Origin of the sequence: Niastella koreensis GR20-10, from assembly GCF_000246855.1 — a bacterium.
GTDB lineage: Bacteria > Bacteroidota > Bacteroidia > Chitinophagales > Chitinophagaceae > Niastella > Niastella koreensis.
Genome location: NC_016609.1, coordinates 4,625,060 through 4,643,262, shown reverse-complemented (window position 1 = coordinate 4,643,262; position 18,203 = coordinate 4,625,060). Strand labels below are relative to the sequence as shown.

The following is an 18,203-nucleotide window of genomic DNA, read 5'->3' as shown; positions in this document are numbered from 1 at the left end:
AAGCAATTTTTACAAACAATCCCGTACCTTATATTCCTGATATTCTTTCTATTAACATCAATTGTCCGCTTAACCTGCCAAAACAGGCAGCTTTCTCCTTGATTCCTATGCCTTTATTGCACTGGCATTAAACTTGACATATATGGCAATTGCCTTCAATTCATGGTTAATTAAGCAAGAGTATGTTATTTTGTCACAGATAATCTTTGTATGAAAGAAGCGAAAATGTTTTTCACGCCTGAAGATGAAATGGATTTTATTCCTATTATTCCACTGAATGAAAATGAAGGGGATAATAACGCAGATATAGTCATTCCGTCGGAGTTGCCCCTGTTACCATTGCGTAACACCGTTTTGTTCCCCGGGGTTGTTTTACCAATTACCGTGGGTCGCGATAAAAGTATAAAAGCCGTTAACGACGCCTATAAAGCTGACAAACTGGTAGGCGTTATAGCGCAAAAAGACAGTAATGTAGAAGATCCTGAGGTGAAAGACCTGGAAGACATCGGTACGGTGGCCAAGATCATTAAGATGATTAAAATGCCCGATGGCGGCACCACCGTCATTATCCAGGGTAAACGCCGGTTTAAAGTAAAGTCAATTACTACGGAGGACCCTTATTTTAAGGCCCAGGTAGAACTGCTGGAAGAGCCGGATGCGCCGAAGAATGAGGATTTTGACGCCTATGTGGCCAATATCAAGGAAATGGCGGGACAAATCATTCAACTGTCGCCCAATATTCCCTCCGAAGCCTCCATTATTTTACGCAATATTGAAAATCCCTCATTTCTTATTCACTTCATTAGCAGCAATTTGAATACCGAGCTGACTGAAAAGCAGAAGCTGCTGGAAATGAATAATATCGAAAAGCGGGCAGATCTGTTGATGAAATTGCTGCAGCGCGAACTGCAATTTGCCGAACTCAAGAACAAGGTGACCACCAAAACCAAAACGGAGCTCGATAAACAGCAGCGCGAGTATTTCCTGCAACAGCAAATGAAAAGCATCAAGGAAGAGCTGGGCGGCGATACCAATGAGCGGGAGATCAAGGAAATGATGAAAAAGGCCGAGGCCAAGAAATGGACCGAGGCGGCTAAGGAAATGTTTAAAAAGGGCATTGAGAAGCTGGAGCGCATGCACCCCAGCACGCCCGATTACTCCGTGGTATACAATCACCTCGACCTGATGCTCGAACTGCCCTGGGGCGAAGTGACCGAAGACCAGTACGACCTCAAAAAGGCCAAAAAGGTGCTTGACCACGACCATTATGGAATGGACAAGGTAAAAGAGCGTTTGCTGGAATACCTGGCCGTGTTGAAACTGAAGGGCGATATGAAAAGCCCCATCCTGTGCTTTGTGGGCCCTCCCGGTATTGGCAAAACTTCCCTTGGCCGCAGCATTGCAACGGCAGTTAAACGGAAGTATGGCCGCGTAAGTTTGGGCGGCTTGCATGATGAAAGCGAGATCCGTGGGCACCGTAAAACCTATATCGGCGCTATGCCGGGGCGTATTATTCAAATGGTGCGTAAGTTGAAGTCATCGAACCCGGTTATCATTCTCGACGAAATTGATAAAGTTGGGAACGATCACCGTGGCGATCCGTCTTCAGCCCTGCTGGAGGTGCTTGATCCTGAACAGAACAATAACTTCTACGATAATTACCTGGAGCTGGAATATGACCTCAGCAAGGTATTGTTCATTGCTACCGCCAATGACATCAATAATATTCAACCTGCCCTGCGCGACCGGCTCGAGATCATTAACCTGAGCGGGTATGCTGTGGAAGAAAAGGTACAAATAGCCAAACGCCACCTGGTACCCAAACAAAAAGAAGCGCATGGGTTAAAGTCGATTGATTTTAAGATCGGCGATAACATCCTGGAAAAGATCATTCAGAATTATACCCGGGAAAGCGGCGTGCGTGAGCTGGACCGTTACCTGGCATCCATTATGCGATACGAGGCAAAGGAATTTGCCATTAATGAAGCGGTAAAAAGTCCTTTGTCTGAAAGAGACGTTGAGAAGATCCTGGGTAAGCCCAAATACAACAATGAGATCTACAAAACCGCCAATATGCCCGGTGTGGCAGTTGGCCTGGCGTGGACTTATGTAGGGGGTGATATCCTGTTTATGGAAACCAGCCTCAGCGATGGCAAAGGCGAATTAAAGCTTACCGGTAACCTGGGTAACGTAATGAAGGAAAGCGCAGTAACCGCGTTAACCTACTTACAGTCGAACGCTAAAAAGATAGGCATCAATACATCATTGTTCGATAAAAAGAACATCCATGTGCACGTGCCCGAAGGCGCCGTACCAAAAGATGGTCCAAGTGCTGGTATAACTATCATGACGGCTATTACTTCGGCTTTAACAGGCAAGCGGGTAAAACCTTACCTGGCCATGACCGGCGAAATTACCTTACGCGGTCAGGTGTTGCCGGTAGGGGGGATTAAAGAAAAAGTATTGGCTGCCCGCAGAGCCGGATTAAAGGAGATAGTCATGTGCTGGCAGAATGAACGTGACGTAAAGGAAATTGAGCCGGCCTTTATAAAAGGGTTAACATTTCACTATGTAAAAACAATGCAGCAGGTGTTGGATATTGCACTTGCATAGTACATGAAGCCTTTAATTGGATTTTAATACGAACATCTACATCAATTTTGAACAAATAATAATTGTACCCTGTTAGTATAATATTCAACCGAGATTTTTTTTCATGTTGGTTGTTTTAAGGGTTAAAGAAATTCCTCCATGTCAATGGAGGAATTTTTTTTTATCCGCCGGAGCCTTAGCGAAGGCGGATTGCGCCTTGGGGCTTTTTCGTTATTTTAGTGCCCAATCCACCTACGCCCAGGCTTCGGCGGATGAAACCTTCATGCCAGGCAGACTGCATATATTAGTATATTTATTGATCCTTACCCGGGCAAATGCGCAAACATTGGGCGGTAATACTGTATATAATTTTTTAAAGCTCTCCAACACGCCCCAGCTAACAGCCTTAGGCGGCATTAATATTTCCAATCAAACCCAGGACATTGGGCTAGCGTTCAACAATCCCTCGTTATTACGGCCAGTCATGCATACCCAGGCCAATATGGTTTTCAACTCATTTTATGCAGGTATAAAGAATTATCATCTTATGTGGGGGTATCATGCTAATTCCCTCAATACCACTTTTGCAGCCGGTATTAATTATTTTAGTTATGGGTCAATAGCAGAAACCGATATGATGGGGAATGTGCTGGGCAATATGCGCCCGGCCGATTATGTGGCCCAGCTAAGCGCCGCCCGGCAATACGGGGAGCGCTGGCATTACGGCGTTACGGCCAAGTTCATCCATTCTTCTTATGGTATTTATAGTTCCTCGGGCGTAGCAATGGATATAGGCATCGCCTATTACGATTCAATCCATTTATGGCAGGTTTCCCTGGTGGCAAAGAATATGGGGGCGCAGTTAAAACAATATGCAGGCAGCAGCAGTGGCGATTTGCCCTTCGACCTGCAATTGGGTATATCGAAAAGGCTGGCCCATGCTCCGTTGCAGTTTTCGTTAACATTAAATCAGCTGCACCAGTTTGATACTCGTTACAATGACACTTTATTTAATAGTGAAACAGGTTTAGCACAGGATAGTAAGGATAAAAAATATATATTTGACAAGTTTTTCAGACATGTGACCCTGGCTGTGCAATTGTTTGCAGGTGATAAAATTGAAGTAACAGCAGGCTATAATTACCTCCGCCGCAAAGAACTGAACATAACAAACGCCGGCAACGGACTAAACGGTTTTTCATTAGGTGTTGGCGTGTTATTCAAAAAAATCCAAATCCGCTACGCGAGGAGTTATTATCAAAATAATTCTTCCTATAACCAATTCGGCTTAAATCTCAGGCTAAACGACTATTTCGGCTCGGGCGGGTTGTTAAACAGAGCAGGAAATAAGTAATTGTTTCCCCTTAATTTTTCTTAACCGCTTTCCTTAAACTTTTAAAATTTAAGGGTTATGGAAGTTTGTTTATCCCACAAAATCAGTAATCTTAATTTTCGCCATTAAATAAACCTTTTTCTTAATGATCAAAGTGATTATAGCAGATGATCACAAATTAGTACGCGAGGCCTGGAACCTGCTGCTCAGCAGGGACAAACGGCTGTCGATAATTGCCATATGTGAAAACGGGAGCCAGGTTATTGATGCCTGCAAAACCCTTTCACCCGATGTGGTATTAATGGACATCAACATGGAACCGGTGAGTGGTATCGAAGCTACCAGGGTCATCAGGGAACATACAGATGACATACGTATTATTGGTATTTCTGTTCATACCGATCTCCCTTACATTAATGCCCTCATGCATGCGGGCGCCAATGGATATGTTACCAAAAACTCCTCCGGTGAAGAAATGATCCGGGCCATTATGCTGGTGATGGAGGGAAAACAGTACTTCTGTAAAGAAATAGCAGATATTATTAGTTCTTAGTTCTCTGTTCTGAGTTCAAATAAAGAAGTCGGAAGCATGAGGTAAATTCTTACTTCGTGCCTCCGACTTCTTATTTCATACACTTATTAACCAACAAGTTCTTTTTCCTCTTTAAATGCTTCACGCGGCGTAATCCCCAACAGGTTAAACATTGCCTGATCTTCGTCGAATGAAGGGTTAGGCGTGGTCAGTAATTTCTCTCCGGTAAAGATGGAGTTGGCGCCAGCCATAAAGCACATAGCCTGGTCAGAAACGCTCATGGTAGCCCGGCCGGCACTCAAACGCACCATAGCTTTTGGCATCAGGATACGGGCTGTAGCGATCATTTTAACCATATCCCAAACATCAACTTTCTGATTGTTTTCAAGCGGGGTACCGGCTACTGCTACCAGTGCATTAATGGGCACACTCTCAGGATGCTCAGGCATGGTGCTAAGGGTATGCAGCATTTTAATACGGTCGGCATGGGTTTCGCCCAAACCAACAATACCACCACAGCAAACAGAAATACCGGCTTTACGAACATTGTCCAGCGTTTCCAGGCGGTCGTCGTAAGTACGGGTAGTAATAATCTCGGTATAGTATTCTTTGGAAGTATCCAGGTTGTGGTTGTAGGCATACAAACCGGCATCCGCCAGTTTCTGGGCCTGTGATTCGGTAAGCATACCCAGGGTGCAGCATACTTCCATCCCCATTTCATTAACGCCTTTCACCATGTCGATAACGCGGTCGAAGTCGCGGTTATCCCTTACTTCACGCCAGGCGGCGCCCATACAAAAACGGGTTGAACCGGCGGCTTTTGCCTTGGCGGCATATTCCAGTACCTGGTCTTTCTGCATTAAAGCATGTACGTCAACACCTGTACTATAGCGGGCTGCCTGCGGACAATAAGCACAGTCCTCCGAGCAGCCACCGGTTTTTATAGAAAGCAGGGTGCAAACCTGTACCTCTCCTGTGTCGTTGTACTGCCTGTGTACCGTGGCAGCACGATATATGAGCTCAAGCACTGGGGAATTGTAAATTTCCTGTATTTCTTCAATCTTCCAGTCGTTTCTAATCATGCTGTTTTCATTTAATTAATGGGGAATTAACGGCGAAGATAAGTATCGTTACCGTTTTCTATGCATTTTATATAACACCCGGTGGGTGCCGGAAACCGGTACTTTTTCGTCGATATTAAAGTGTTTTGTAAAGTATTGTTCAAAGTGTGCCTGGTCGTAATCCACAAATGTATCGGGTCGGGTTGCCAGCATCTGTTTCACTTTTTCATCTTCTTTCGGCACAAATTCAACGATCAGTTCAGGCGCTATGTCGTTGAAATAATCAGCCAGTACGGGCAGGGAGATATTCTTGCCAATAACCAGGTGATGTACAAGGGCCAGCGCCGCTACCAGGTCGGTTTTAATGCGATCGTGGAAGGCTGCCCGCTCCTGGTTGTGAAACCCGATGGCGGGAGAGGGGTTGGCTATATCCAGCATCAGCGGCAGTATGTTCTCTGTATTGTTCTTTTTAACCTCCTGGTACAGCCTCGAAATACACCGGTTGTCCGAATCGGTGGCTATTACCTGCATTTGATGGCTGGCAAATAACCGGGAAAAATAGCCGTCATTGGCGCCCAGGTCCAACACACTGCGGGCCTTGGTTTGCCGGCAGAATGCCTTCATGACCTTTTCTTTCTCCTGCAAATACTCCTTACTCAGAATAGTGTCCTCATAGTAATTGCTCCACGTTGTTTTGTACGTTTTGTTTGCCGGGAAGTTGGTGATGATGTTGGTGAGATGGCTGATCACATCCAGCAGTTTCTTTTTGCTGAATGCGGCGGTAGGCTGTTTGCCGGCGCGCGTACTGGTGGTGGCTGTATGCTGCAGGTAAACATGCAGCCATACACCCAGGCTCAGGCGGCTTTTTAAGGGCAGCAGTTTGGCCACAAAGTCAACCGGGATACCATCGATATAAGTACTGAGTATTTTTTGAATATCAGTCTTCAGGTAATGTTCCAGGTATAAGGGGAACAGGAAACATTGGCAGAATTGCCGGTAGGCGATCCAGGGCTGTTTGGGATCATAGGTATCGAACGAAAGCGTGTCGATAAATACCGGCTTACCTTTATGGAATTGAATATTGTAAGGCGTGGCATCTTTCAGGATCATGCCATGCTGTAAGGCTGTTTTTAATACCGAAAGGGTGAGCAGGGCCGCATCCTGCAGCTGTTCAAAACACCATTCGTATGGGTAGGAGATGGGGGAGATAAGCTCGGGCTGCAGGGTTACATACCATTCGGTGATGCCCGTTTTATTCTCAGCCACTTCCTTATGGGCAATAAGCTGTTTGCGGTCAACCAGTTGTTTGTACAAACCGGAGTCCATTAGCTGACGGTATTGCGCGGCGTAATATTGATTTACCTGCCTGTAGATCGTTCCTTCCGATTCAAATACAAAACCCGAAGGGTCTTTAAATGAAGAAGGATGGTTTGTATAGGTTGTCATTTCGCAGTATCTTCTCCCTCAGCATCCTCTTTTTTAGGCTTCCAGAAAAATGCCTTCACCTTCCACCATAAGTTTTTAAAGTAGAAAAGCGCCCCCAGAATAGCGGCAATGATTACCTGAATGAGGTAACTGCCACTGCCCGGATCAACATACAATAAAAAGACTTTAGCTAACACTTCTAAAATTTGGAAATAAAAGTAAAAAAGATATCAGAACGAAAAAAAATATTTAATTTCCTCGATTTTAATAGAACGATTTTTTACCCGGGATAGTATTTTTCCCAAAACGAACATTAAAAACAACTGATAGTTGTATGGCCTGGAGAAAAGGGTTTATTATTTTTTTTGTGCTTTTTCTTTTGGTAGCAATGTTGAATTGGTTTGCAAGGAAAAAAATGGATTATTCGTATGCCGACCTGCCAGGATATAATCGATTGTACGAAACAAAGGAACAAACAAGGATCACCCGCCTCACCGATAATAAAAACGGCACGCTGTCCATAGCCTTTGCCGGGGATGCCCTCAATAAACAAAACGAATTCAGGATTTATCACAAAGACTCCTTACTGGCTACCGGTAAGGCCGAAGGCTGTACGTTTCAACCGCTTCCGGGAACCTGGGAATACAATATAAAGATCAACAATGCGCCCGGGTATGTAACTTTTACATTGAACAATACGCCCGATTCCATGTACCGCCTCTTTGGAAACGGCAGTACAGTAACCTACGAAATAACCGGCTCCAATGTACCCATTGAACCGGATAACCTGTACAGTGTTACCGATTGGGCAGTGAGTTTTGACGATTTTAGTGAAAACGAAAAAAAAGAGGCAGATAACTATTTAAGAGACTCTGTACATGTAACACCGGCTGAACCAATGGCTGAACGGGTTCGGAAGATAGCGGATTTTATTTTGCAGCGGGTAAAGGGAATGGATGGGGTTCCTTCAGATTCCATGTTGCAGTTATCGCCGGTAAATCAATTAAAGTGTGCCCAGGCGGGCCGGTCAAAGATCTGGTGCGGCATTTACACCAGCATCTTTTGTTTTTTTACCAACAGGGCAGGCGTTCCGGTAAGGCTCATCGATTGTGGCAGTTCCAGGGCTGGCATTTCGGGCGGTATCCATGTGTTCAGCGAGGTGTATCTGAAAGAATATAACAGCTGGGCATATGTTGATCTGCTGGCCAGGACCGTGTTTGTTAAAAAAGGAGATCAGTACTTAAATACGATAGATGTGCAGCGGCTGTTAAAGTATCCTATTAACGATGCCAGCTTAACAGCGTGTTATTTTAACGGGGACAGTATTGTTCAAATACCCTATTACCAGGTGGCGTCAACGGCCCGGGCGTATTTTCACCGCAACAATTCCTTCCGGTTCTTCTTCAGCGATTTTTTGAAAATAGAAAACCCAAAGAGCCTGTTTGAACGGTTTATTAAGATCTTTTATGCCAGGCCTTATTATGCGGTGTATGGCGATAATATAAGCGCCGGGCGATCGCAGTATAACTTTAGAATGATAACTACCTGGTTAATGTTCCTCTTCCTTGGCCTGGGTATCTTCTTTGGTTTCAAATGGCTCAGGCAAAAAAATGCCTGAGCGCATTGAACCTTATTATTTAATTTACAGATAGCTTAAGTTGGTTTTGGGCGTTAGCGTCAACACGGTCTCGTACATTAAGCGAATGGTTTGCTCTATATCGCTTTTGTGCAGCATTTCTACCGTTGTGTGCATATAGCGCAATGGTATAGAGATCAGTACTGAAGGGCAGCCATCATTGGCATAGGCAAATGAATCGGTGTCGGTACCGGTGCTGCGCGAAACGGTGCGGTTCTGAACCGGAATATTGTTCTTTTCAGCCACATCCTGTACCAGGCTCAGCAGTTTATTGTGTACTGCCGGTCCATAAGCCAGGGAGGGGCCTTTGCCACAGGCTACATCGCCTTCAATGATCTTGTTGATCATGGGCGTATAGGTATCGTGCGTAACGTCGGTAATAATGGCCACGTTGGGTTTTATGCGGCGGGCTATCATTTCTGCCCCTCGCAGGCCAATTTCTTCCTGTACCGCATTTACAACGTATAAACCGTATGGTAATGTCTTTTTATTTTCCTTCAGTAAACGGGCAACCTCAGCGATCATAAACCCACCCACGCGGTTATCAAAGGCACGGCCGATGTAGTAGTCATGGGCCAGCTCATCAAAACCATCCTGGTAGGTAACCACGGCGCCAATATGAATACCCAGGTCCTCTACTTCTTTTTTATTACGGGCCCCGCTATCAAGGAACAGGTTCTCTACTTTGGGTGAAGGATCTTTTTGATCGGGGTTGTGTAAGCGGGTATGGATAGCGGGCCAGCCAAAAACAGCTTTTACCGGACCCTTCTTCCCATGAATAAACACACGTTGCCCGGGCGCTATCACATGGTCAACACCGCCATTGCGTTTCAGGTAGATCAGTCCTTCGGGAGTAACGTAGTTTACAAACCAGCTGATCTCATCGGCATGGGCCTCTATTACCACCTTAAACTCAGCTTTGGGGTTTATAACGCCAACAGCTGTACCGTAAGGGTCAACAAAAGTGGTATCAACCAGCGGCGTAATATAGTCCAGCCATAATTTCTGTCCGCTGCTTTCAAAGCCAACAGGCGAAGGGTTGTTTATATAAGATTGGAGAAATTTAAAGGCCTTATCGGTCATTGTGTAAGTACCTGCCGAAGTTGCAGAAGCGGTCGTTTTACTTTTAGCCATAATTACTGTATTAAAAGGTAAAATCCTGTTCTATATAGTGATAAAAATATTGATTTATTAAGCGCAAAACTACTTATTTGGAATGAATATCGTTAATAGTGACGAAAACATCATCAATCCATCCAAAACAAAGTAGTACAGGTAGTCGCTGAAGTTTTTTTTGGCTACCGGGTACAGCACGGCGGTTATAACGCCGGGAATAAGTAAGAGAACAATGGTAAGGGCCGAAAGTTCATAGAAATACAGGGCAACCGTGCTGATGGCGAAACCCGCCAGTGACGCGGCAAACAGGTTGTTGATGCCCCGCTCGTTAAAATAAGTGATCATACTGCGGATGCCCGATAGTTTATCATAATCGCGGTCGCGGTAATCGAAAATGATGCAGATGGCATATATGAGCATAAAACGGCTGGTGCAGAACAGCACGGTAGCCATGTTCCAGTGATGGTCGTCGATGGCAATAGGTAAAAAGGTGGTTACGTACATCCATACAAAGGCCAGGAACAGGGTTTTGCCAACGGCTATCCTGCTTAGCCAGGCAAAGGGGCCATATTGCAATTTGGGGGCCGAATACAGGAAGGTAAGAAATGCCGCGCCGGCCAGCCAGATCCAGTGTTCAATAAACTGAAAGAAGTACCATACCGAAACAAGTGCGCCTATGGCAATAAGAACAAGGTGCAGTATTTTATGATTATGCGTCCAGCGGATACGTATATTTTCACTGGTGGCATCGCTGCTCAGGTACCAATGGAAATTATAACTGCAAAGCGTAGAAAAAAATACAAATACCAGGTAGGCAATATAGTTGTACTGCAGATGAAGTAATTGATTGGTTTGAATTACCATCATCGATGCACAACCGGCAATAAATAAACTGGTGAACAGGAGCAGATCAAATAAATATTTCAACATCCTTCAACACTAAAGTCCGCAAGTTAAGTTCTTTCTATTACAAGCTGTCCTGTAGTGGCTGTGTCGCTCACATGTCCTGCTTTGTCCTTCACTATAATTTTAAAAGCGATAGTATCTGGTTCCTTGCCATTGGGGGCATCTGGTTGTGAAATGGGCTGGCTGGCAGCAACAAGTGATGTGGCCGCATCCAACGTCAATTTTATCTGCCCTTTGGTTTTTGCAGGAAATGAAGGGATCCCGTAAGGTAAAAAGGGGTGAGCTGCTGTTCTTCCCTTCGCATTAAGCCACACATTATACAGGAAAACCGAATCCAGATCGCCCTGCTTATCGGTAAAGTCCAGGAGGATCTCCGTATAACTTCCACTAAAGGCAGACACCTGGCTTGGGTTGATAGATTTTATTTCAACGGTAGGTTTGTCCTGGAACTTATCTTTGCTGCAGGCGGCAAACAGTATTAAAGAAAGTGTGCTATATAAAACAAGCTTTTGCATATGTTGTTATTGTCGTGACAAATTTAACGCCTAAAGTCTGCAATAAATTTATGATTTGTGAAATCGAAGATAAAGTTTTTTCGCTTGAACCTGTTGATTTTGAACAACTGGCGCTTGAAGTTTTCCAATTCCAGTACAATAATAATGCTATTTATCAGCAATACGTAAAGGCGCTCTCGATAGTTGGGTCAAATGTGCGGTCAATCGATCAAATCCCCTTTTTGCCCATCCGGTTCTTTAAAACCGCCGACATCAAAACCACCGTTTTTGAACCGGAAGCCGTTTTTGAGAGCAGCGGCACTACCCAAACCATCAATAGCCGCCATTATGTAAAGTACATGCGTATTTACCACCGGAGTTTTTTGCAGGCCTGGCAGCAATTTTACGGGCCGGTGCAGGATTGGTGTGTAATAGGGCTGTTACCAGCTTATCTCGAACGCCAGAACTCGTCCCTGGTGGTGATGGTGAACGAAATGATCAAACTCAGCGGTCATGCGCAAAGCGGCTTTTATTTATACGAACATGAAAAGCTGGCAGGGGTGTTGCAGGAGCTGGAAAAGCAGGGGCAGAAGACCTTATTAATCGGCGTTACCTTTGGCCTGCTCGATTTTGCAGAACAATTTCCCATGCCGTTGAAACATACCATAATAATGGAAACCGGGGGCATGAAGGGCCGCCGCCGCGAAATGACCCGGCAGGAGGTGCATGCCATCCTGAGCGAGGCATTTAAAACCCCATTGATCCATTCAGAATACGGGATGACCGAACTGCTTTCACAGGCTTATTCATACGGGCACGGGTTGTTCGATTGTCCGCCCTGGATGAAAGTACTGGTGCGGCAGGATGATGACCCGCTCGATGTTCGGGTAGCCGGCAGCGGGGTAATCAATATTATTGACCTGGCCAACCTGTATTCCTGTGCATTTATTGCCACCGATGATGTGGGCACCGTACAGGAAGATGGAAGTTTTGAAGTGCTGGGCCGTGTAGATACCAGCGACATCAGGGGATGTAATTTATTGATAGCCGGGATATAGATAATTTAACAGGCTCTTGTGCAACGATATAGGGTCGTAATTAGTCAAACACCAAAAGGAAACCGATATGAAGTTATTAGTATTTTTTGCATTGGCAGCCACCTTGCCGGCTTTATCATCCAAATGTAACAAGTCCCCAAAAAAAGATGAATATTTACAGGGGAGGGTGATTAGAATTTCCTGCGCCAGCTATGTTGTACAGGTGCTGAACGATAATTCAATTGGCGAAGATGGCTGGAAAGACCAATCGAACAACAACGCTCAATATGATAATGTGTTTGCAGCCAGCAATCCCTGCAAATTGCCATCAGGTGTAAAGGCGGGCGCTAAAATTAAGTTTAAGCTCAGTCCGTCAAAAGCGAACGATTGTATCATGTGCATGATGTACGATGCGCCACCCACGGTAAAATTCGATATCAACGATATGACTGTTCTGGAGAAATAATCTTGTTTACAATGATACATAAAGGGGCTTCCTGCAAGGCGGGAGGCCCTTTGTTTTTCGGGGAAGTATGGAGTTATTTTAGTAACTTCAGCAACAACCCTTTTAACCCAAAAGTCATGGAAACCAAAGCTACGCACGGTTTTAAAATTGATGCCGGTCAGGACCGCTTCAATGAGAAATTAACCTTTCTCGGTGGCACATTTGAGTGTAAAGTAGCAGCTATGGACAGCAGGGAGGGGTTATGTGTGTATGAGACCACTAAAATGAGTAAAGGTGGTCCCCCTTTTCATTTCCATTACACGCAGGATGAATGGTTCTATATTCTGGAGGGTGAATTCATTTTCAAAGTCGGAGATGATATCTTTAACGCCAAAGCCGGCGATTCCATTTTTGCACCCCGGCAAATACCGCACACTTTTGCCAGGGTAAGCGATGTAAATGCCAGAATGCTGGTTATATACAACCCGGCCGGCACTATGGATGAGTTCTTTCAACAGGCCAGCCAGTTACCGGAAGGTACCCTGCGCGATTTTGAACGCCTGTACCGCATTCATGGCATGGAAATAGTTGGCCCACCCCTGAAGTTTGAATAACCCATTATCTGTATTCAACCGGGATCAACTCCGTACAGGGGATGGTGCATTGTTTATGCGCGCTTTCAAAAGCCAGTTCTATCAACCTGATGGTATTATAGCCATGCGCAATTCTTTCCCGCACCGGTTTGTCGTTTGCCAGGCTCTCATACAGATTTTTATAATAAGCGGCATAATCACCTTTATGTGAAGGATAGCGTTCGCGCACCAGTTTACCGTTAATTTCGGTATGTAGCAAACCATAAATATCTTCCGGCTCTTTTCCCCAATCATCTCCGGCAGGCAAAGCCCCGGCCCGTAACAAAGCCTCCTGGGGGTCTTCGCCCGATTTTATAAACGAGCCTTTTGTGCCATGGATCAAATAACGGGGGCCCGGTTCACGCACCAGCATCCCGGCCTGCAAAATCACTTTTAAAAAGCCATAATCGAGTCTTATGTCAAAGTAATCATCCACTTTGGCATGAGGGCGTTGTCTGCGGATATCCGCAGTAATAGTAAGCGGCATCCCAAATAAATATAATACCTGGTCAAGCAGGTGAGGGCCCAGGTCGTACAGGATGCCGCTGCCGGGCAGCGCATGTTCACGCCAGGCTTGTGGCCGGGCTTCGGCGCGGTAGCGGTCGTAATGCCCTTCAAATGTATGTACCTCGCCCAATAATTTTTTATCCAGGATCTCGCGAATGGTAAGAAAGTCGCTCACATACCGGCGGTTCTGGTATACACTCAGCACCACGCTGTTGCTGTTGGCTATCTCTATTAACTCCATTGCCTCCCTGGAGGTATTGGTAACAGGTTTTTCCAGCACCACATGTTTGCCCGCTTCCAGCGCGGCCTTGGCATAAGGGAAATGCGTTTCATTAGGCGTGGTGATCACCACCAAATCAATTTCTTCATTTTGCAACAGCTCTTCAAACGTTTTCACCACCTGCACAAATGGATATAATTCTTTCGACTCCTGTTTATGCCGTTCTACCACACTAACCAGTTCATAGTTGTTATTGGTAGTAATAAACGGCGCATGAAATACTTTAGCAGATATTCCAAAACCAACAAGCCCAACTTTAATCATTGTAGTATTTTTTACTGAAGTGACAATCGTGAATTAAGAATACACATTCAGGCTGCAAGCTTTAAGCCATAAGCAATACACCGCTGCGCGGCAACAAAGAACATAGAACCTGAAACTGTGAACTCTGAACTATAAACTGATTTTCCTGTCCCGTGCGATAATCCTCCATTCCCCAGCCAGTTTCCCATTTTCAACAGTATACCCTCTTTCATGAAGCGCCACAGTAGGACAAACATGAATAGGAACGCCATACAATACATCGCCCGGTTTATAGGAATGGCCTTCGCCGGCATGTAATACCAGGTGCTCTTCGCTATGCGAAACTGCTTTTAACTCCGGTGCGTTTAAGAAGAAAACCCGTTTGGTGATTTCATTCTCAGCCGCAATGGATTTATGGCCCAGGTCAACACAAATATGAGTGTCGTTGGGCAACGAAACCACGCGGGTTACCACAATTGCGGCAATTTGAAAAGGTTGTTCGGTGCATTGGTCCTGGTAGCTTTTATCCCAGAAAACAAACGTACCAGGACTGCATTCCACAGCTGCGCGATTGGCGTGAATAGGAAAACTGGGCGACCCGCCGGCAATAACTTTTACATTGGTATAACCTTTCGATTGCAGGGCCTTCAACATGTCCTCTACTTTGGCGAAGGCTTCATTACTCTGTGCCGTGCGCTCGGCCAGCGTGCCACGAACATGGCCGTCGTACGCATGCAACCCGGCAATGGATAAACTCCTTGCCATTGCGCAATATTCGTAAAGGGCAATGGCCTTCTCTCCCGGCACAATGCCGGTGCGGTTCTGCCCTATGTTTAAATCTATGTATACCGGAACGGCGTCGCCCACTGCCGCAAAAGCATTGGCTATGGCTTCGGCGCTGGCAATATTATCAACCAGGCAGCTATATTGTGTGTTGGGGTATTGTTGCGTTACCCTTACAAAGCGTTTCAGTTTTGGACCAATGGGCTGGTAGGCCAGTACTACATCAGACGCTCCGCTAAGGCCCAGCATTTCCGCTTCGGCAATGGTGGCGCATTTGAATTTCGTGATGCCGGCCGCCAGCATCAGCTGCGTGGCTTCTTTTGTTTTATGGGTCTTGGCATGTGGGCGCAGGCGTTGGGGATCATCTATCATGGCCTTCAGGGTATTGATGTTTGCTTTTACCCGTTCTGGAAATATTACCAGGGCAGGGCTGTCCAGTTTATCGATGTCTTCGATCAAATACCAGGATGTTTCCATAATGAATTGTTATGGCTGAATAGGAGCGGATGGCAACTAATAGTAAGACTTCCAAATTTTTCGGGTTTCGTGTTTGCCGTCTGCCGTTTGCCGTTTCAACCAAAGGTAATGACTTTAGCAGGTTCGCCGGTTACACAAAAATGTCAAGAATCAAAACCCCAATGAGGCCCATTACCGAAACAATGGTCTCCATCATTGACCAGGAGCGGATGGTATCGCGAATGCTGAGGTTGAAATATTCTTTATACATCCAGAAGCCGGAATCATTGACGTGCGAGAAAAATAAACTGCCGGCCCCTATTGACAGCACCATCAGGTTGGCATTAACCTGCATTTGTGGAATAATAGGCCCAATGATGCCCGCAGCTGTGAGCCCGGCTACAGTGGCCGACCCAACACAAATACGAATAACAGCAGCTATCAGCCAGCCCAGGATCAGCGGATGCACGGGCCAGCTCTTTATACTTTCCGCAATGGTGGTGCTAACGCCGCTATCGGTAAATACCTGTTTCAGTACGCCCGCACCGGCTACTACCAGCAAGATCAGCGCTACATCTTTGATGGCATCGCCATAAATATCCATAATGGCTTTTATGGGCCTGCCGGTGTGCATGCCCAGGGTAAAGGTGGCTACCAGCAGGGAAAGCAGCATCACGATCACCGGATCGCTTATAAAATCATTCACGTCTTTTGCCGGGCCCGTTAATGGCATAGTAAGCGGAACGATGGTGGTAACTGTCAGCAATATCACCGGCAGCAAGGCCGTTAAAAAGCTATTGGCAGCATGTGGTAATTGTTCAGGGGCGATCACTTTGGGTTGAAAGGTTTGCAAAGGCTCGCTGCGGATATGCTTCAGGGTTTTGGAGAACAGGGGGCCGGCTACGATGATGGCCGGTATGGCCAGCATTATTCCATACAACAAGGTGAGTCCCATATTAGCTTTCAGTTGCGAAACCAGCGCCGTGGGCGAGGGGTGGGGCGGTAAAAAGCCATGGGTTACCGATAAAGCGGCCAGCATGGGCAGGCCAATGTATACGGCCGGTAGCTTGTACTGGTATACTACCGAAAAGATCAAAGGGACCATCAGCACAAAACCCACATTATAATACAGGGGAATACCCACCACAAAACCGGTTACCATTAACGCCCATTGTAGGTGTTTCTCCCCAAAAGTGCGCATGAGCACCTGGGTGATCTTTTGCGCGGCGCCGCTTTCAGCCACCAGTTTTCCCAGCATGGCGCCCAGGCCTATAATCACCACCAGCGAACCCAGCGTATCGCCAATGCCTTTTTGTACCGAAGTAGTGATCTTGTTCAGTGGAATGCCCAGCCAAAGGCCGGCAGCAATGGATACAATCAGGAAGGCTAAAAATGGATTGAATTTTGCCCAGGATATAAGCAGCACCAGCGCAATGATGCAGATAAAAACAATAAGTAATGTCGTCATGGTAGATGGATATGGCAAGTAATGGTACGAGTGTGTTTCCCCGGTTACTAATATAGGATTCTTTTATCGAAGGGCAATGGAGAAAACAGCCTCAAGCCTCAAGCTGCAAGCTGTAAGCCATAAGCAATACACCGCTACGCTGAAACTCTGAACCTAAAAACTTAAACTTAGGATCCGGAACATATAACTTTAAACTTAAAACTTATAACTTCTTAACTTGGAGCCATGGATTCACTTACCCATATCGTCTTAGGAGCTTGCATTGGCGAAGTGTTTATTGGCAAAAAGTTCGGCAAACGGGCTTTGTTGCTGGGCGCGGTAGCGCAAAGCCTGCCCGATATTGATTTTGTAGCTGGGTTCTGGATGCCCGTTACCCGCGATCTGATCGCCCACCGGGGCATTACCCATTCTTTACTATTCCTGGTGCTCGTTACGCCGCTGCTGGCCTGGCTGGCCGACAAGTGGCGACGGCCGCATAATATTTCTTTTACTACCTGGCTTTGGTTTTTTGCCACGGAGCTATTGACGCATTTGGCGCTTGATTGCTTTAATGCCTATGGAACCGGTTTGCTGGAGCCCTTTTCGCACAAGCGCTATTGCCTGCATGCTATGTTTGTGGCCGATCCGTTGTTTACAATTTTACCGCTGGTGGTTACCATCGCCCTGCTGTTTATGCGCACCGATTACAAAAGAAAACGCTGGGCGGCCATTGCCATTGGCTGGTGTATTTTCTATCTTATTATCGATGTGGTTAATAAAGCAATTGTAGAAACTGCGGTAAAACGGGTGGCCGGTCAAAAGAATATTACCTACCGGCGGCATTTTACCACGCCCACGCCGCTCAATAACCTGCTGTGGTATGTGGTGCTCGAAGACGATAAAGGCTATCACATCGGCTACCGGTCGGTGTTCGATAGCAAACCGGATATTGATTTCACTTATTTCCCCCGCAACGATTCTTTATTAAACCCCGTAAAAGACCTGGATGAACTGAAGGACCTGTTTATTTTCTCCCAGGGTTATTATACCGTTGAGCAGGAAGGAAGCTCCCTCGTGTTCAACGACCTCCGGTTCGGGCAAATGACAGGCTGGTACAAGCCAAAGGCGGGTTTTGTTTTTCATTACTACCTGCAGCGGCCCTATGGCAATAATATGGTGGTGCAACGCGGCCGCTTCGCCAATTGGGATAAAGCGGTGTTTATGTCTATGCTTCACCGGATAAAGGGAGAGTAGTTTGATTTACAAGCAGCTGGTACA

The 18,203-nt window shown here is 46.0% G+C and carries 17 protein-coding genes; 8 read left to right on the top strand and 9 right to left on the bottom strand.

The features are described 5' to 3' along the window. Nucleotides 1-210 precede the first annotated feature (210 nt). From lon to NIAKO_RS18110, 3 genes are all read left to right on the top strand, one after another. Nucleotides 211-2,613, top strand: a complete 2,403-nt coding sequence (gene lon / locus NIAKO_RS18120) for an endopeptidase La (RefSeq protein WP_014219898.1) — start codon at nt 211-213, stop codon at nt 2,611-2,613. A 262-nt stretch (nt 2,614-2,875) separates the two neighbouring features. Beyond that, on the top strand, nt 2,876-3,946 hold the full coding sequence (gene porQ, locus NIAKO_RS18115) for a type IX secretion system protein PorQ (protein ID WP_165761245.1): 1,071 nt from the start codon (nt 2,876-2,878) through the stop codon (nt 3,944-3,946). Nucleotides 3,947-4,070: 124 nt separating this feature from the next. Continuing rightward, nucleotides 4,071-4,478 (top strand): response regulator, encoded by a 408-nt coding sequence (locus NIAKO_RS18110; RefSeq protein ID WP_014219896.1) that lies wholly within the window; start codon nt 4,071-4,073, stop codon nt 4,476-4,478. 86 nt (nt 4,479-4,564) lie between these two features. On the opposite strand, the gene bioB is transcribed toward NIAKO_RS18110, so the two are convergent. The 3 genes from bioB to NIAKO_RS18095 are packed head-to-tail and all read right to left on the bottom strand — an operon-like array spanning nt 4,565 to nt 7,140. Continuing rightward, entirely contained in the window at nt 4,565-5,539 is a 975-nt protein-coding gene (gene bioB / locus NIAKO_RS18105; RefSeq protein ID WP_014219895.1) for a biotin synthase BioB, read from the bottom strand. A 48-nt stretch (nt 5,540-5,587) separates the two neighbouring features. Beyond that, the gene (locus NIAKO_RS18100; RefSeq protein ID WP_014219894.1) at nt 5,588-6,964 is read right to left on the bottom strand and encodes a class I SAM-dependent methyltransferase; all 1,377 of its coding nucleotides are present in this window, start codon (nt 6,962-6,964) and stop codon (nt 5,588-5,590) included. Beyond that, a complete protein-coding gene (locus tag NIAKO_RS18095) occupies nt 6,961-7,140 on the bottom strand; it encodes a hypothetical protein (protein WP_014219893.1) in 180 nt (59 codons plus the stop codon). Before NIAKO_RS18095 ends, NIAKO_RS18100 begins: the two co-directional genes overlap by 4 nt. A gap of 218 nt (nt 7,141-7,358) precedes the next feature. Between NIAKO_RS18095 and NIAKO_RS18090 the strand changes: the two genes are divergently transcribed. Then, nucleotides 7,359-8,561: a transglutaminase-like domain-containing protein gene (locus NIAKO_RS18090; protein WP_133055266.1), complete on the top strand. Its 1,203-nt coding sequence runs from the start codon at nt 7,359-7,361 to the stop codon at nt 8,559-8,561. A 24-nt stretch (nt 8,562-8,585) separates the two neighbouring features. Here NIAKO_RS18090 and NIAKO_RS18085 read toward each other — a convergent pair whose 3' ends face one another. From NIAKO_RS18085 to NIAKO_RS18075, 3 genes are all read right to left on the bottom strand, one after another. Further along, nucleotides 8,586-9,713 (bottom strand): M42 family metallopeptidase, encoded by a 1,128-nt coding sequence (locus NIAKO_RS18085; protein WP_014219891.1) that lies wholly within the window; start codon nt 9,711-9,713, stop codon nt 8,586-8,588. A 69-nt stretch (nt 9,714-9,782) separates the two neighbouring features. After that, nucleotides 9,783-10,625 (bottom strand): UbiA prenyltransferase family protein, encoded by an 843-nt coding sequence (locus NIAKO_RS18080; protein WP_014219890.1) that lies wholly within the window; start codon nt 10,623-10,625, stop codon nt 9,783-9,785. Between the two features lie 23 nt (nt 10,626-10,648). Then, a complete protein-coding gene (locus tag NIAKO_RS18075) occupies nt 10,649-11,116 on the bottom strand; it encodes a hypothetical protein (RefSeq protein WP_014219889.1) in 468 nt (155 codons plus the stop codon). Nucleotides 11,117-11,166: 50 nt separating this feature from the next. On the opposite strand from NIAKO_RS18075, the gene NIAKO_RS18070 reads away from it, so the two are divergent. The 3 genes from NIAKO_RS18070 to NIAKO_RS18060 all read left to right on the top strand — a co-directional run bounded on the left by NIAKO_RS18070 (nt 11,167) and on the right by NIAKO_RS18060 (nt 13,191). Further along, nucleotides 11,167-12,153 (top strand): LuxE/PaaK family acyltransferase, encoded by a 987-nt coding sequence (locus tag NIAKO_RS18070; protein WP_014219888.1) that lies wholly within the window; start codon nt 11,167-11,169, stop codon nt 12,151-12,153. A gap of 67 nt (nt 12,154-12,220) precedes the next feature. Beyond that, nucleotides 12,221-12,598, top strand: coding sequence for a hypothetical protein (locus NIAKO_RS18065; protein ID WP_014219887.1), 378 nt, complete (start codon nt 12,221-12,223; stop codon nt 12,596-12,598). A 116-nt stretch (nt 12,599-12,714) separates the two neighbouring features. Then, nucleotides 12,715-13,191, top strand: coding sequence for a cupin domain-containing protein (locus tag NIAKO_RS18060; RefSeq protein ID WP_049815560.1), 477 nt, complete (start codon nt 12,715-12,717; stop codon nt 13,189-13,191). 4 nt (nt 13,192-13,195) lie between these two features. Here the strand turns inward: NIAKO_RS18060 and NIAKO_RS18055 are convergent, their stop codons facing one another. From NIAKO_RS18055 to NIAKO_RS18045, 3 genes are all read right to left on the bottom strand, one after another. Continuing rightward, nucleotides 13,196-14,260, bottom strand: a complete 1,065-nt coding sequence (locus NIAKO_RS18055; RefSeq protein ID WP_014219885.1) for an oxidoreductase — start codon at nt 14,258-14,260, stop codon at nt 13,196-13,198. Between the two features lie 129 nt (nt 14,261-14,389). Next, on the bottom strand, nt 14,390-15,499 hold the full coding sequence (locus NIAKO_RS18050; protein WP_014219884.1) for a D-TA family PLP-dependent enzyme: 1,110 nt from the start codon (nt 15,497-15,499) through the stop codon (nt 14,390-14,392). 130 nt (nt 15,500-15,629) lie between these two features. Continuing rightward, complete coding sequence (locus tag NIAKO_RS18045; RefSeq protein WP_014219883.1) at nt 15,630-16,946, bottom strand: gluconate:H+ symporter; 1,317 nt, start codon at nt 16,944-16,946, stop codon at nt 15,630-15,632. 225 nt (nt 16,947-17,171) lie between these two features. Here NIAKO_RS18045 and NIAKO_RS18040 point away from each other — a divergent pair, with 225 nt between their 5' ends. Beyond that, complete coding sequence (locus NIAKO_RS18040; protein WP_014219882.1) at nt 17,172-18,179, top strand: metal-dependent hydrolase; 1,008 nt, start codon at nt 17,172-17,174, stop codon at nt 18,177-18,179. The last annotated feature ends 24 nt before the right edge of the window (nt 18,180-18,203 follow it).